13 protein-coding genes and 1 other RNA gene are annotated in these 14,952 nt (G+C 53.0%); 1 reads left to right on the top strand and 13 read right to left on the bottom strand.

Going from position 1 to position 14,952, the window contains the following annotated elements:
- Window positions 1–3 precede the first annotated feature (3 nt).
- The 9 genes from murD to rnpB all read right to left on the bottom strand — a co-directional run bounded on the left by murD (window position 4) and on the right by rnpB (window position 9,526).
- Complete coding sequence (gene murD, locus K349_RS0114675) at window positions 4–1,362, bottom strand: UDP-N-acetylmuramoyl-L-alanine--D-glutamate ligase (protein ID WP_084460423.1); 1,359 nt, start codon at window positions 1,360–1,362, stop codon at window positions 4–6.
- A 35-nt stretch (window positions 1,363–1,397) separates the two neighbouring features.
- Window positions 1,398–2,354: a phospho-N-acetylmuramoyl-pentapeptide-transferase gene (gene mraY, locus K349_RS0114680; RefSeq protein WP_051464399.1), complete on the bottom strand. Its 957-nt coding sequence runs from the start codon at window positions 2,352–2,354 to the stop codon at window positions 1,398–1,400.
- Window positions 2,351–3,778, bottom strand: coding sequence for a UDP-N-acetylmuramoyl-tripeptide--D-alanyl-D-alanine ligase (locus K349_RS17405; protein ID WP_034265793.1), 1,428 nt, complete (start codon window positions 3,776–3,778; stop codon window positions 2,351–2,353). The genes mraY and K349_RS17405 overlap by 4 nt, the downstream gene beginning before the upstream one ends.
- Entirely contained in the window at window positions 3,775–5,271 is a 1,497-nt protein-coding gene (locus K349_RS18895) for a UDP-N-acetylmuramoyl-L-alanyl-D-glutamate--2,6-diaminopimelate ligase (RefSeq protein WP_029166516.1), read from the bottom strand. Before K349_RS18895 ends, K349_RS17405 begins: the two co-directional genes overlap by 4 nt.
- 182 nt (window positions 5,272–5,453) lie before the next feature.
- A complete protein-coding gene (locus tag K349_RS0114700) occupies window positions 5,454–7,037 on the bottom strand; it encodes a peptidoglycan D,D-transpeptidase FtsI family protein (protein WP_245588069.1) in 1,584 nt (527 codons plus the stop codon).
- A gap of 128 nt (window positions 7,038–7,165) precedes the next feature.
- Window positions 7,166–7,567 (bottom strand): hypothetical protein, encoded by a 402-nt coding sequence (locus K349_RS19240; RefSeq protein ID WP_157367409.1) that lies wholly within the window; start codon window positions 7,565–7,567, stop codon window positions 7,166–7,168.
- A gap of 13 nt (window positions 7,568–7,580) precedes the next feature.
- On the bottom strand, window positions 7,581–8,474 hold the full coding sequence (gene rsmH / locus K349_RS0114710) for a 16S rRNA (cytosine(1402)-N(4))-methyltransferase RsmH (protein ID WP_034265799.1): 894 nt from the start codon (window positions 8,472–8,474) through the stop codon (window positions 7,581–7,583).
- Window positions 8,474–8,902 carry a division/cell wall cluster transcriptional repressor MraZ gene (mraZ, locus tag K349_RS0114715; protein WP_029166520.1) on the bottom strand — a complete coding sequence of 143 codons (429 nt, stop codon included), beginning with the start codon at window positions 8,900–8,902 and terminating at the stop codon, window positions 8,474–8,476. Before mraZ ends, rsmH begins: the two co-directional genes overlap by 1 nt.
- A gap of 288 nt (window positions 8,903–9,190) precedes the next feature.
- Window positions 9,191–9,526, bottom strand: an RNA gene (rnpB, locus tag K349_RS18320) — RNase P RNA component class A.
- A gap of 187 nt (window positions 9,527–9,713) precedes the next feature.
- Between rnpB and K349_RS0114720 the strand changes: the two genes are divergently transcribed.
- A complete protein-coding gene (locus K349_RS0114720) occupies window positions 9,714–10,517 on the top strand; it encodes a CheR family methyltransferase (RefSeq protein ID WP_029166521.1) in 804 nt (267 codons plus the stop codon).
- Here K349_RS0114720 and K349_RS0114725 read toward each other — a convergent pair.
- From K349_RS0114725 to K349_RS0114740, 4 genes are read right to left on the bottom strand one after another with little or no spacing between them, the layout of a single operon-like run.
- Window positions 10,499–11,023: a gamma carbonic anhydrase family protein gene (locus K349_RS0114725; RefSeq protein WP_029166522.1), complete on the bottom strand. Its 525-nt coding sequence runs from the start codon at window positions 11,021–11,023 to the stop codon at window positions 10,499–10,501. The two genes, K349_RS0114720 and K349_RS0114725, sit on opposite strands and share 19 nt — an antisense overlap.
- A 45-nt stretch (window positions 11,024–11,068) precedes the next feature.
- Window positions 11,069–11,695 carry a V-type ATP synthase subunit D gene (locus K349_RS0114730; RefSeq protein WP_029166523.1) on the bottom strand — a complete coding sequence of 209 codons (627 nt, stop codon included), beginning with the start codon at window positions 11,693–11,695 and terminating at the stop codon, window positions 11,069–11,071.
- A 15-nt stretch (window positions 11,696–11,710) separates the two neighbouring features.
- Window positions 11,711–13,129, bottom strand: coding sequence for a V-type ATP synthase subunit B (locus K349_RS0114735; protein ID WP_029166524.1), 1,419 nt, complete (start codon window positions 13,127–13,129; stop codon window positions 11,711–11,713).
- Window positions 13,119–14,912: a V-type ATP synthase subunit A gene (locus tag K349_RS0114740; RefSeq protein ID WP_029166525.1), complete on the bottom strand. Its 1,794-nt coding sequence runs from the start codon at window positions 14,910–14,912 to the stop codon at window positions 13,119–13,121. The genes K349_RS0114735 and K349_RS0114740 overlap by 11 nt, the downstream gene beginning before the upstream one ends.
- Window positions 14,913–14,952: the final 40 nt, after the last annotated feature.

The raw sequence follows: 14,952 nt of genomic DNA on the forward strand, positions 1-14,952 counted from the left end.
TCGTCACGTCCGGGCCTGAAAACCTTGAACTATACGACGAAAATGCTCTCCCCGTTCTTTGTAGTTGCTATACGCATCCCAACTCGTGCAAGCGGGAGAGAGGAGAACCATCATTCCCGGTCTGGCGAGGGACCTCGAAATCATCAGGGCCGCTTCCATATCAGCCGCCCGCTCATATTTGTCATACCCCACCTCGTCAAGTGCACGGCAGATATGTTCCCTTTCGCTACCCATCACCACTGCTCGTTCGGCATGGTCTCGTACCGCCTCGGCAAGTCCGCCATACGATTCTCCTTTACCCTGCCCGCCTAAAATGACGATTTTCGGTTTTTCGAGCGAAGTCAGAGCAGTAACTGTAGCAGCCACATTTGTTCCCTTGGAGTCATCCACGTATTCAACACCATCAATGGTTGCAATAATTTCGCATCGATGCGGCAAAGAGCGAAATGTCTTCAACCCTTCCGTCAAGCACTCGGGACACTCCCCCAAGAGAACTGCCGCTGCCATGGCCATGGCGGCATTTTCCGCATTGTGTTTTCCTGGAATAGGCACTATTCGCCGATCAAAAAGAAACATTCTCTCGTCACCCTGGCGCAAAAAACAGGACTCCTTCTCGAAAAAGACCACTCGTTCGAGTTCCTTCGAATCCTCCCAGGCGAAGGGCACTGTCGGCATCCTCTCGTGAGTCCTGTAGAGAACCCGTTCCCGCTCCTGCCCGATTAAAGCTCCACCGTCGGTGAGGAGATCGAAAAGGCGGAACTTCGCTTGCACATACTTTTCAAAGGAACCGTGCCAATCCAAATGGTCCGGATCAAGATTCGTAATGATACCAAGATGAACAGCGATATTTTTTGTCCAGTGAAGTTGAAAACTGCTCAATTCCATGACGACATCGTCGTACTCGACATCCGCGATATCACCAAGGGGAAGGCCGATATTGCCCGCCACAACAACATTTCGGCCCACACCCCGAAGGAGATGTCCCAAAAGGGATACCGTAGTACTCTTTCCGTTGCTCCCTGTGATAGCGACAAGACGCCCCCGAAGAAAAGGAGCCACCGCATCAAGCTCTCCAGTCACCCTTATATTCAATGAAAGCGCATGCTCCACCAAAGGTGCTTTTGGCGAAACACCCGAGCTGAGAAGTAATTCGTCACAAGCACAGGCTCGTTCGGAATGTCCCTCTTCCCACGATATTCCCTCGCGGAAGAAGAGAGCTTTTGTCGACTCCGAGAGTGTTTTCTGCTCCGTAACGAACACCTGTGCTCCTTTTCGTCGGGCAAAACACGCCAACGACACCCCGCTGACGCCCGCTCCCAAAACCGTTATCCTTTTGCCTGCAAACCTTTCCAACACCGCCACCGTCTCCTTGCCACTCCATTTTCATCAAAAAGTCATCAAAAAAAGAAGAATTTCAACAACACAAACGTTGCAAGCATACCACACGCATGAACAATCCAGAAACGAGCTACGATTTGTGTCTCACTCCAACCCACTAGTTCAAAGTGATGGTGTAATGGACTCATGAGAAAAATCCGCCTCCGGAAACCCCTGATCGCTAGTATTTGCAGAATCACCGAGATGATCTCGACCAAAAAGAGAAACGACAGTGAAACAACAAGAATGGGAGTACCCGAGAAAATAGCCGTGCTCATGAGCAATCCGCCAAAGAAATGAGCTCCCACATCCCCCATGAAGATTTTCGCCGGATGTGCATTGTGCCAGAGAAACCCCAAAGCGGTAACCAAACCAGTCATCCCCGCCCAGGAAACGGCCTTCTCCACATCACCCAATGTAAGAAGTCCCGTAAAAGAGATGACCGCTGCGCCAGCGGCGAGTCCATCCAACCCATCGGTGACATTAAAAGCATTGAGAAAACCGACAGATGCGAACGTCAAGAGCATCGCGGCAAGTAAAAATTCCGGACGAAAACCTGGAAAAAATTCCAAATTCTGCGCCGCAACAAACAATGACCACGGTAAGCATACTGCGATCTGTGCAAAAAACTTTCCACGACTTGAGAGGCCTTCACTGGAGCGATGCGAAAACTTGAGCCAATCATCAACAAATCCCACAAGTCCGGCGGCGAAGGGAAGGCTCCAGATCTCGACAAGAAGCCGCCTCTCCGAAGAGAGGAAGCAAAAAGCAAGGAAACATCCTACAATCGCCACGCCGAGAAAAACAACGCCTCCCATTGTGGGCGTTCCACCCTTACGCTCAAGGTGCCCTTGAGGTCCGTACAATTTAAGGAATTGTTCTATTCGTAACGTTTTTTGTTTTTTCAACCACCATTCCTGCATGACCACATTCAACACAAGCAAACAAACGCCAACAGCAATCGCCGTTATCGTCATGTCCTCCGGGTCAATCCCCGCACCACCTTTTCCAGTTCGTAATGCCGGGATCCCTTGACAAGGAGAATGTCCTCCGGCGCAAGCAAGGATTCTACCACGGCAAGAGCCTCTTCGGCATTGGCAACGCGGAAAACGTGATTACTCCGGAAACCGCGCTCTCCATCAACATGGACGTCTTCCCACTCCTTACCCACGAGAAGAACAACGTCACAACGAAGCGCTTTTTCAAGGAGACGCTCATGCCAAATCGGACTCTCCCTACCCAATTCACGCATGCCTCCGAGGATGGCTACGACGCGCTCCTCTCCCTTCTTCCTTATTGCAAAAAGGTTGTCCAACGCAACCGAAAGAGAAGCTGGGTTCGCGTTGTAGGCCTCATCGACGAGCAATCCGCCCCCCTCTCGAAAGAGGATGACTCCCCGGCCTTGCGGCGGTGTCATTGTACCGATCCTTCGGACAAGCTCTTCCAAAGGTTGTTCGAACGCAACACCCAGAGCGAATCCAAAGGCAGCAGTATAGGCATGCTGGATGCCGAAAAGAGGCACGGAACAGTCGAGAACTTTTCCAAAAACATCGTAACGAACGGACAATTGCGGAAGCATACCGTCAAAGCGTGATTCCGCATGAAGAATACGCACTCCCTGCCCCGAGGGAACCTGATACCCTATGGGAAACAGTCGCCAAGGTCGGCCAGCGGTTTCCACACGCCTCCTCAGGAGATCATTATCATAATTATAGGACAAGACGCGAAGCTGCTGCGAACAGGTAATCTCCCATTTTGCACCGAGAACTCCCTCAATGGAACCGAATCCTTCAAGGTGCGCCGGAGAGATTTCGGTAATCACTGCTGTATCGGGCTCATAGGTTTCGGTAAGCTCACGTATTTCTCCCGGAGCATTTGCACCCATCTCCAAAAGGAGAACTTCCGTGGAAACGGGCATGGAAAGCACGGTGAGCGCGCATCCTATCCGGGTGTTGTGACTCTTGGCAGCGGGATGGACACGTAGAGCGGGAGAAAGGACGTTACGCACAAGCTCCTTGGTAGTGGTTTTTCCTACACTTCCGGTCACAGCAATGCGCCGGCGAGGTACGAAACGTGCGAGATAGGCAAGTGCCATGTCCTCCAGGGCTTTTTCTGTATTTTCCACCCAAAGGACAGCGTTCTCGTTGCCAAAAGAATCCACGGAGAATAAATCCCTTCTGTCGCTTTGCAGAACGAAGAATGTCGCACCCCTCGAAAGAGCGTCCGAGACGAAGCGATGACCATCCACAGAGGCACCGGGAATCGCGGCAAATCCCTCGCCTGGCTGCACCTCCCTGCTGTCGGTCCGAAACATCGATGGCATCACACCATCCGGCCCTGTCAGGAAACCTTTCGTCGCCACCGCCGCCTCGCTGCGCTTCCAGAACGATGCCTGCGTCATTCCCATGAAATACTCCTATCTTTCGCCCAACGTAAAAAAGCATCCTTGTCGCTGTAGGGAATTCTTCGGTTTTCCCGAAGAATGTAGCGCTCCGGTCCCTTTCCTGCAAGAAGAACGATGTCACCCGGACCTGCCGCATCCAAAGCGGTGCGAACTGCCTCTTCTCGTTCGAGAATAACGAGGGCTCGTTCTTCACCACCGGCTTCGCGTATTCCCTCCAAATTCTGTTGCGCTATCGCTGCGGGATCCTCGTTTCTTGGATTGTCCATGGTAACAACAATGCGATCTGCCAACTCGGCCATTATTTTCCCTATGAGGGGTCGATTTTCTGCGTAGCGTTCCCCACCTGATCCGAACACCACAATAATACGTCCGGAACAGATCTCTCGAAGTGCACAAAGCACTTTCTCCATCGCATCCGGACTGTGGGCGTAATCAATGATACACGCGAACCCGCTGTGCGTTCGAAACCGCTCCATCCGCCCCGGAATCTGAGGAACATTCCGCAGACCGACAAGAATCATCTCCGGATCAATACCTACCGCATAAGCCAGGGCCGCCGCACCCAAGGCATTTGCAAGGCTGAATTTCCCTGCAAGGGGAACGGAGAAGGCAATTGGGGATTTGCCAGGAAAATGAAGTTTACCGGACACTCCTTCGAGCGTCGAGGAAATGTCGCTTCCGTACACGGCGACACCATTTCCAGGTGTACAGCCAAATCCCAACAAGGAGTTCCCGTATTTCGACAGGAGGCGTCTTCCATAGGCGTCATCTACATTCACTGCGCCTTTCCAGCCTTTCAAGGTATATTCATCGAAAAGCAGCGTTTTTGCCTCGAAATAATCCTCCATTGTTCCATGAAAATCTAAATGTTCCGATGTGAGATTTGTAAAAAGTGCACCTTCAAAGAGACAGCCACGGAGTCTACCGAGCATTAAACCATGAGAGGACGCTTCAAGAACACAAATGGAGCACCTGTTCCTCACCATACGCGCCAACCAGTGTTGAATATCGCTCGCCTCAGGTGTAGTCCGCTCTGCATACTCATCCACCATGCCGTCATTGTAGGTGATTGTTCCCAGGAGACCACAGGTCTCCCCCGCTGCTTGAAAAATTGAGCGTAAAAGATATGTGGAAGAGGTTTTTCCATTCGTACCCGTAACCGCAAACATGCGCAGTTTTTCCGCTGGGTAGCCTTCCAGTGCGGCAGCAACGTACCCAAGCGACTTGCGAATATCCGACACAAGAATCTGGGGGAATGGCAACGAGAGAGGCTCTTCACACAGGAAAGCCGCAGCCCCTGCGGCTGCGGCCAATTCTGCGAAATCCCGACCATCATGTTTTTTCCCTCGGATGCAGCAGAAGAGGGAGCCCGGAGAAACCTGCCTGTGGTCGGCCACGACATTCTCCAAAGAAGGGTCCTGCTCCCCATGCAGGGTACGAATGCGTATCCCTTTGCTCTCAAGTTCTCGACACAACAAAGAGTATTTCACGACACCATCCTCCCACGTTCTCTCATCTTTGAGGAGCCTCTGAAAAATGCCGTGCCGATCTCGGAAAAACGCGATGCAATCGAAAATCGAGAGAGGGCGATTCCTACTTGATCAGGGTTTCCTTGAAACATACCCCTTGTTTTTGTTGTGCAATACACTCTTCCTGCATTGACAGTACGTGCTCATCGATTTTCAGTGATCGGAGTTACCATCTCAGCATCCAGAAGAAGCATCGCCTCAACGATTTCTTTGAAGAGCGGGGCTGCAATAAGCCCGCCCATGTCCTTTCCGGCTTTGGGTTCTCCCAAAATGACCAACAAGACGTTCTCCGGTTTATCCGAGGGCCAGAAACCGACGAAAGAGGCCACATATCGATGTTCCAGGTACTTGCCTTTTTCTGCAATTTGGGCAGTACCCGTCTTTCCGGAGACGGAAACACCTTGCACGTTCGCCCGTTTTCCAGTCCCGCGAAGAATGACTTCTCGCATGGCATTTCGTAACCACGCAGCCGTTTCTTCGCTTAACACCTGCCCCCTGGGGGTTCTCCGTCCTTCATAGATTTTTTTCCCCGATCCATCAGACGCCTCTTGCACGAGGTAGGGCTGAAGCAGTGTTCCTCCATTGACGATAGCACTGATGGCGGTAGCCAGCTGAAGCGGAGTGACAGCGATTCCCTGGCCGATGGCTATATTGGACGGAATCGCCCCGTACCAGCGTTCAGGGGTGTATACGAGCCCTTCTTCTTCTCCCGGAAGTTCAATGTTGGTCCGTCTTCCAAAACCCCACTGTGTAAGGGTCTCGTACATCTGCTGCGTGCGGAAACGCATCCCGATCATAGCCATGCCGACATTGCTCGAATTGACAAGAACATCCGTGAGCGTTTGTGTACCGTGGGCTCTTCCCTGAACTTCGCGAATAGTTGTATCCGCTACTTTGATCCTGCCAGGACAATTGTGAAAGATTTCCCCTTTGGAGACGTAACCATGCTCAAGGGCAATCCCCATTATAACGGGTTTGAGTGTCGACCCTGGTTCGTAGACGCGACCAATGACATTGTTCCGTTTCGCCTCGGCAACCTCAAGTGTTTCCCTCTTGTTGGCGTCGAAAGAAGGCCAACTCACCATACCTTTGACAGCACCGGAGTTGGGATCGAGACAGACCGCCGCCGCCCAGGAGACGTTCTCTCTCACTGCCGCCTTTTCGACAATTTCCTCCATTATATGTTGGATTCGCGCATCTACAGTGAGAATGACTTTGCCTGCCCTTGGAGCGGTAATTTCTGCAAGAGGCGACAGGAGATCCAGCGTTTCTCCTCCCGCAGTTCTCACGACGATCCGCACCTGGGGTGGAGAAAAAAGGACACTGTTCCACGCTCGCTCAATGCCGGAAAGCCCATTGTCGTCGATATCGCAATACCCCAGAATATGAGACAGAGAAGAACCGTGCGGATAGACTCTTTTCTGCTCTTTCATGGTGAAAAGACCTTCCAATTTGAGTTTTTTCAGTTCTTCGCCACGTTCTCCGTCGATTTTTCGCGCCACCCAATGAAACCGCCCTCGGAGAGCCCCCGAAAGTTTCCGTATCGTGCTTTCCTCGAATTTTCCTTTCAACTGCTGCGCCGATTCGGCTTTCCATTCCTGAGGGTCAACGAAGAAGCTGATGCTTGGAATGGAAATCGCCAGTGGAATACCATTTCGGTCAAAGATGGTACCTCTACTTGTGCTCACCGTCACTTGCGCCCAGTACTGTTTTTTCGCCTGCGCCACAACCCGGGGGTCCGGAAACAACTGAATCTCTACGGTACGCCCGGCGAGAAAGAAAAGAGCTGATACAATCCAAAGCCACGGATTCCGCAACGCTCTGAACAACCGCACGTCACCCCATGAACCAGATGTCATTCACGAGCATTTGCAGGCGTTCCCCAAAGAAAACCACTCTTTTGGGCATGTCGCTCTCCCTCGAAAGCAACAAGAGGTTGTCGTTCCGAACCTGAGGATAGACCAGAAGGAATCCGAACAAAAACAAGATAGGAAGGCGGAACCATTCCGAGCGTTGATCGAGCGGTTCCGTAGATTTTCTGAGGGGAGACGAGTGAGGCCAGTTGCATTTGAAGATAGGCAAGCTCTTCTGAAGCTTTTTCCGTTCTCTGGGAAAGCTGAGACAGATGATTTTCGAGACTCAGGCTATAGAGACGCAGGCCACCTAATCCAAGGAAGAAAATACCAAGGATGACACAGGCAATTGCGCAAAACGGCGCAACACGAACGTTGCCTCCGATTCGACTGGAAACTGCCATGCCTCACCCTCCTCTACGCGGAAAAGATAAACCCTCTTAGTTTGGCACTCCTTGCCTTGTAGTTCGCATCGATTTCCTCATCATCGGCAACAAGAAGCTTTCGATTCCATCTCTTCCCTAAGCCCTCAGTCTCCCACTTGCGAAAAGCCTGTTTGACGAGACGATCCTCAAGGGAGTGATAGCTCACAAAAACGACGACAGATCCCCCACTCACGATGCGGGAACACTGCTCCAAAGCTGCATTCAAAGCTCCTAACTCGTCGTTGACATGGATCCGAAGCGCTTGAAAAAGCTTCCGAGCAGGATGCCCACCCATTTTTCGCTGCATTGGCGCGGGCAAACCTCTTCGAAGCACCTCCACAACATCCGTCGTGGTGTGCAGTCCCCCGCTTCGCTCCCTTTCGGCACAGATGAGCTTTGCCATGAGGTAAGCATGTCGTTCTTCTCCATAATCGCGAAAAATGCGCGTCAACTCGCCGCAAGATGCCGTATTCAAGACTGCTTCAGCAGTCAATGACGCATCAGGTCCCATTCGCATATCGAGAGGCCCCTCGTTCTGAAACGAAAAGCCACGCCGAGGTTCCGAAAGTTGGAAATTTGACACTCCAAGGTCAAAAAGGATTGCCTTTGCCGGAGAAAAGCCCTGATCACAGACCAGGGTCTCCAAATTTCGGAAATTACCCTGGACAGCGACAAATCGCTCTCCAAAAGACGCCAGCCTTTCCTTGGCAAATTGCAACGCCTCTTCATCCCGATCGATACCGAGCAGGCGAACCTCTTTTCGGGAAGAAAGAATTCGTTCCGCATGTCCTCCGAGCCCAAGAGTCGCATCCACAACATTTCCGTAACAGGCGCACTCTTCCAATATTTCCATAACTTTTCCAAGAAGCACCGGGGTGTGATGCATCAGAGCCCTCCAAGCTCTCTGGCAATGGCGGAGAAATCTTCAGCCAGAACTTTTTCCTGATGGCGCATCCAACGTTCACGATCCCATATTTCCACATGATCACCGTTGCCGATGATGCAAAGCTCTTGATTCAACGCAGCATGTTCACGAAGAAATGGAGAAAGGAGCATTCGCCCCGCACCGTCAAGTTGGATTTCGTTGGCCGTTGCAAAGAGAACCCGCATGAAATCCTTGAGTTGTGCTCTTGGGAGAGGCAAGGCTTCTAATTTTTCGAGAAGGGATTCCCAACCTGTCTGAGGATAGATGGCAACGCAACGCTGCATGCCGGCACTGGCAACGACATCACGCCCCAATCCCTGGCGAAACCTGGAAGGGAGAACGATACGGCCTTTCTCGTCAAGGCGATGCTCATACATCCCCACAAACATGGGAATTCCTCCCAATTTATACCATTCTACTCCACTACGACCCACTCTACCATGCTTTGCGCAGGAGGAATGAGTCTCAGGAACTATTTTTCCTGAAAAATTCTGCGACGAACGACTCAAAAAGAACACTTCAATAGGAGTCTGACGAGACAAAACAACAAAAACCGTGCACTTCCTCAGTCCTCAGTCACCTGAGGAAAGGGGTGCACGGTCGTGTTCCTTGTTATTTTGTGCCATGACAGGAAGAGATTCTTAAACTACACTGTGAAGTGGTAAAGCAGAAATGAGCGGGAGAGCATCGCGTAAGCCGGGTTCTGTCGTGGGCAACCATTTATCTAGGGCAATAGCTCGCGCTATGCCTCAAGCGACCGTACCCGGGAGTCAGCGGGCCGCCTCATCCTCCCCTATTCGGCCTTGCTCCGGGCGGGGTTTGCCTAGCCCGCCAGTCACCTGGCGGCTGGTGGGCTCTTACCCCACCTTTTCACCCTTACCTCGAAAGGCGGTATGTTTCTGTGGCACTTTCCTTGGGTTCACACCCACTGGACGTTATCCAGCGCCCTGCCCTGTGGAGCCCGGACTTTCCTCTCCTCGCGAAAGGCGAGCAGCGGTTGCCTGAGATACTCTCCCGCGGAAAGTAGTATAGCAGCTCCTGCATTGAAAGCGAATTCTTCCGCATATTGCTCTTTTTCCCGTTTCATGGTAGTTGTGTTGAACCCGAGACAACACTACTGACCTGGTTCTTTTACTCCATCAAGACACGACGACATTTCGGATATTTTTTGTTCCCTATTCCACGGGAGGAGGTCTCTCTGTGATCGAAAAAACGTACCCCGCTCCGCCGGAATACGATGTCTTTAAGAGGAAGGTCAGAGAACTGACTGGCATCGATCTAGACTCGTACAAGTTCCAGATCCATCGCCGTGTCCACATGCTGATGCAACGATGGGGAATCACCGATTATGACATGTTTTTCAAAACACTTTCTCAAAACGGAGACAAGCTCCGCGAATTCCTCGACTACCTGACGATCAACGTCTCGGAATTTTTCAGAAACCCGAACAGATGGTGGGAGCTCAAGGACCAGATCATCCCCACGTTATTGCGCGAACGCAACGACAAAAAACTGCGCATCTGGAGCGCCGGAGCCGCAACGGGAGAAGAACCCTATTCTCTCGGTATCCTTTCCCTCGAATGTGGTCTTGTCATTCCTCCAAAGGTCAAGGCCTCCGATATCGACGCGGGAGCGTTGAAAAAAGCGGAAGAGGGGCTTTATCATAAGCGGCAGCTCGTCAGCGTGCCTCCCGCGTGGCTGGAGCGCCACTTTTCTCCGGTGGATGCGGAAACCTTCAGAATCAAACCTTCCGTCAAGGAGCGCGTGCAATTCGTCCGAGAAAATCTCATTGAGGACAAATTCGAAGAAGGAATGGACATCATTCTTTGTCGCAATGTCGTGATCTATTTCTCGCCGGAGACAAAGCTGAAGCTCTATGAAAAATTCTTCCACGCCCTTCGTCCCGGAGGATATCTCATGGTCGGCTCCACCGAACAGATTTTCGAATACCGGCGTCTTGGGTTCGAGTCTGCGGGACCGTTTCTCTATCGCCGTCCCAAATAGCTTCGTGCGAGCGTCACATAGGTTTCGGCATGTTCCCGGATATGCAGGATCTCTTCGGGCACAAGCGATCGCACCGTCTTGCCGGGAATTCCCATGACGAGCGATCCTGGAGGAACAAACCTTCCCTCGGGGACAAGTGCTCTTGCGGCAATGATGCTTCCCTCCCCGACGACCGCTCCGTCGAGCACTGTGGCGCCCATACCGATGAGACAATCGTCTTCGATCCGACAACCGTGCAGGATCACGCCATGCCCCAGAGTGACCCGCTTCCCCACCAGGACAGGCAATTCCCTGGTGACGTGCAGGAGACACCCGTCCTGCACATTGGAAGAATCTCCAACCTCAATGAAATTGATGTCGCCTCGTAATACCGAAGCGAACCACACGCTTGCATCCTTGCCGACACGAACATCTCCCACGAGAACGGAGGAGGCGGCAATAAACGCCGCCTCCTCCGTCTTGGGAAACAGGCCGTCATAGGAAAAAAGCGGTCCTTCTCCATTCACGACGGTACTCCTCCCTCGTGCTGCACTTTGTTCATCCTTCCACTGTCAATGAGACCGGACGATCTCCTTAATTCGCATGAGGCGACTTAGATTCGCCCTCTCCTGTTCGTCCAACTTCATGGTGATGAACCGGATCGTCTCCACAAAAGAGGGAATCAACACATGTTCCAGAGCGTTGACACGGCGACGCGTCCGTTCGATTTCCTTTGCCATGAGCTGGAGAGCCTTTTCCTCGGCGGCCAACGTGATCAATTTTGGAATGAGACGAGAAAAACGCTCCAATGCCACGTCAAGGCTTCCCGTGGAGGTGGCGAGCCCGTAATTGAAAACATTGCCTTCCTGATGCACCGTATACTCCGGTATAAGCACACTCATCACGTTCCGCTGCGTTCGCGTCAGGGTGCACACGGAACCGGAAATGAGCAACGCCTGTTCCAGCATGACAGGAAGTGTCTGGGCTCTGGCCAAGAGGAAATTCCGGTAACAAGCCAGAAGCTCTTCTTCCGCACGTTCACGCATATCTTTGACTTCCCGTGCTCGTTTCAGAAATTCCTTGATGAGCGCATCCTGCTTGTCCTTCAGCAGTTTGTGCCCCCGCTTCGCCACAACGAGACGTTTTTTGAGGCGGGAGAGCTCCATCCTATTCGGATTGACGGTCAGCTGCTTTGCCATGACACGACCTCCTGCCTAAACCGCAGCCGTCTCGGTTACGGCCTCTTCCTCCTTGACGAGTCGCGGCTTGAGGTATTTCTCGATGTAGGCGTCACGCACACGCTTCAATTCTTTCACCGGAATGATCGCGAGCAAATCCCAACCGAGTTCGAGCGTTTCCTCCACAGTCCGATTCTCGTATTCACCCTGGCGAACGTAGCGATTCTCAAATTCGTCAGCGAACTTGGCGAAGGCTTTGTCTTCCTCGGTAAGAGCTCCTTCGCCGAGGATCACCGCAAGTTCCTTGGCTTCCTTTCCTCGCGCATAGGCAGCGAAGAGCTGGTTCATGAGGTCCGCGTGATCCTCTCTGGTCTTGCCCTTCCCGATTCCTTTGTCCTTGAGTCGGGAAAGAGAGGGCATGACATCCACGGGAGGATAGATGCCCTTGCGATGGAGTCCTCTGCTGAGGATGATCTGTCCCTCGGTGATGTACCCCGTAAGATCCGGAATCGGGTGAGTCTTGTCGTCCTCGGGCATTGTGAGAATCGGAAACTGGGTGATAGAACCGCTTTTTCCGCGCAGACGCCCAGCCCGTTCATAGAGCGTCGCCAAGTCGGTATACAGGTATCCCGGGTAACCCCGACGGCCCGGAACTTCCTTTCGTGCGGCGGAAATTTCCCGCAGGGCCTCGCAGTAGTTGGTCATGTCCGTGAGAATGACCAGCACGTGCATATCTCGCTCGAACGCCAAATACTCTGCACAGGTAAGCCCGAGCCGAGGCGTGGTGAGACGTTCGATGGCGGGGTCGTCGGCAAGGTTGATGAACATGACGGTCCGTTCAATGGCACCGGTACGGCGAAAGTCCTCCATAAAAAAGGACGCTTCTTCGAAGGTAATACCCATGGCGACAAAGACGACAGCAAAGGCCTCGTGGCCACTGATGACCGTAGACTGGCGTGCAACCTGAGCGGCGATGCGATTGTGCGGGAGTCCGCTTCCGGAAAAAATAGGCAGTTTCTGACCACGCACAATGGGGTTCATGCCGTCGATGGTGGAGATCCCTGTCTGGATGAATTCCGACGGATAGTCCCTGGAATAGGGGTTCATGGGATAACCGTTGATGTCCAAACGCTTCTTGGGGATGATCTGGGCCCCTCCGTCGATGGGTTCCCCTCGTCCATTGAAGACGCGTCCGAGCATCTGTTCGGTGACAGGCAGGGTCAGAACTTTTCCAAGAAAACGAACTTTCGTCTCCTCGAGATCAATCCCCGTCGTCCCCTCGAAAACCTGCACAAGAGCCTTGTCCGTCGTGATCTCCAGCACGCGCCCCCGGCGGCGTTCTCCCCCGCTGAGTTCGATTTCCACAAGTTCGTCGTAACGAACCTGGTTGACTTTTTCGACAACCATGAGCGGTCCGGAAAGATTCGTGACGGTACGGTATTCCTTAGGCAACATCGGTCTCACCACCCTCGGGCATGACTTCGCCGATCTGATCGCTCATTTCTTTCAACAGTGCGTCGAGTATCTGCATGTTCTTCTCCTCCACATAGCGCATGCGTGCAATACTCTCCCGGACAGGAAGCTCAAGGACCGTCTTCAAGAGAGCCCCGCGGGAAAGTGCTTCCATGCTCATGTGGTGAAATTCCAGGATGTTGCGGAGCATTTTGAACTGCTTATCCATGGAGGCGTAGGTATCGATCTCGTGAAAGGCATTCTGGTGCAGAAAATCCTCTCGAATGGACTTTGCCGTTTCGAGGACCATTCGCTCCTCCTTCGAGAGGGAGTCGATGCCCACGAGGCGAACAATCTCCCGAAGCTTGTCCTCGTCCTCCAGAAGAGACATTGCCTCGGTACGAAACACGCTCCATTCCTCATCGTAAATGGCGTCCCAGTAAGCCCCCAGCGTGTCCGCGTAGAGAGAGTAGCTTGTGAGCCAGTTGATCGCTGGAAAATGCCGCTGGTACGCAAGAGCCGCGTCGAGACCCCAGAAGACCTTGGTCACCCGGAGGGTGTTCTGCGTCACCGGTTCCGAAAGGTCGCCACCCGGAGGTGAGACGGCTCCGATGACGCTGACGGCACCTTCTCTGCCGTCGGAGCCATGACAGATGCACCGTCCGGCACGCTCATAGAAAGAGGCCAGACGGGTTCCCAGATAGGCGGGATACCCCTCCTCCCCGGGCATTTCCTCGAGTCGCCCGGAGATTTCCCGGAGAGCTTCCGCCCAGCGACTCGTCGAGTCCGCCATGAGCGCGACGGAATACCCCATGTCGCGAAAATACTCCGCAATAGTGATCCCCGTATAGATACTCGCTTCTCGGGCCGCCACGGGCATGTTCGACGTGTTGGCGATGAGCACCGTGCGTTTCATGAGGGGATGTCCGGAACGGGGGTCTTCCAGTTCCGGAAATTCAAGGAGCACGTCGGTCATCTCGTTTCCCCGCTCACCGCAGCCGATGTAGACGACGATTTCCGCATCGGCCCACTTTGCCAGCTGGTGCTGAATCACGGTCTTTCCCGAGCCGAACGGTCCGGGAACGCAGGCAGTTCCGCCTCTTGCCAAAAGGAAGAACATGTCCACGACACGCTGTCCGGTCGTCAGGGGAACCTCCGGAGGAAGGCGTTTTGCCACGGGACGAGGTTTGCGAACGGGCCAGCGTTGGAGCATGCGAACCTCATGGATCTTTTCTCCCTCGGCAATCAGGACAACGGGTTCTTCCACCGTTTTCTGGCCGGAGAAGATCTTCTTCACCGTCCCCTTGACTCCTAGAGGGACAAGGATCCGATGTTCCACAAGAACTGTTTCTTGAACAATCCCCAGGATATCTCCCTGGGCAACGGTATCTCCTTCCTGCACCGAGGGAACGAATTCCCATTTCCTATCCCTCGGAACTGCGGGAACGGCAATACCCCTAGAAATGTACGGGCTTTTCGCGGCATCTTCGATAAGCATGAGGGGACGTTGTACACCGTCATAAAACTGCTCAATCATCCCGGGTCCCAATTCGACACTCAGGGGTTCTCCAGTGCTGACAACCCGTTCTCCAGGCATAACACCGGAGGTTTCCTCATAGACCTGAATGGAAGCCGTATCTCCCTTAATTTCAATGATCTCTCCGACGAGGCCAAGATCTCCCACCCGAACTACATCATACATGCACGCCCCGGACATCCCCTCGGCAACAACGAGAGGGCCTGAAATCTTCGCAATCTTACCCACTATCGTTTTTTCCTGGGCCACCGGTTATCCCCTCCAAATGAACGATCTCCTCGGCTATGCC

This window comes from Aminiphilus circumscriptus DSM 16581, from assembly GCF_000526375.1.
Taxonomy (GTDB): domain Bacteria; phylum Synergistota; class Synergistia; order Synergistales; family Aminiphilaceae; genus Aminiphilus; species Aminiphilus circumscriptus.

What these genes read in the sequence shown, in the direction of transcription:
- mraY (WP_051464399.1), bottom strand. Translation starts at nt 2,354, where the DNA reads ATGACGATAACGGCGATTGCTGTTGGCGTTTGTTTGCTTGTGTTGAAT.
- K349_RS17405 (WP_034265793.1), bottom strand. Translation starts at nt 3,778, where the DNA reads ATGACGCAGGCATCGTTCTGGAAGCGCAGCGAGGCGGCGGTGGCGACG.
- K349_RS19240 (WP_157367409.1), bottom strand. Translation starts at nt 7,567, where the DNA reads ATGGCAGTTTCCAGTCGAATCGGAGGCAACGTTCGTGTTGCGCCGTTT.
- rsmH (WP_034265799.1), bottom strand. Translation starts at nt 8,474, where the DNA reads ATGCATCACACCCCGGTGCTTCTTGGAAAAGTTATGGAAATATTGGAA.
- mraZ (WP_029166520.1), bottom strand. Translation starts at nt 8,902, where the DNA reads ATGTTTGTGGGGATGTATGAGCATCGCCTTGACGAGAAAGGCCGTATC.
- K349_RS0114730 (WP_029166523.1), bottom strand. Translation starts at nt 11,695, where the DNA reads ATGGCAAAGCAGCTGACCGTCAATCCGAATAGGATGGAGCTCTCCCGC.
- K349_RS0114735 (WP_029166524.1), bottom strand. Translation starts at nt 13,129, where the DNA reads ATGTTGCCTAAGGAATACCGTACCGTCACGAATCTTTCCGGACCGCTC.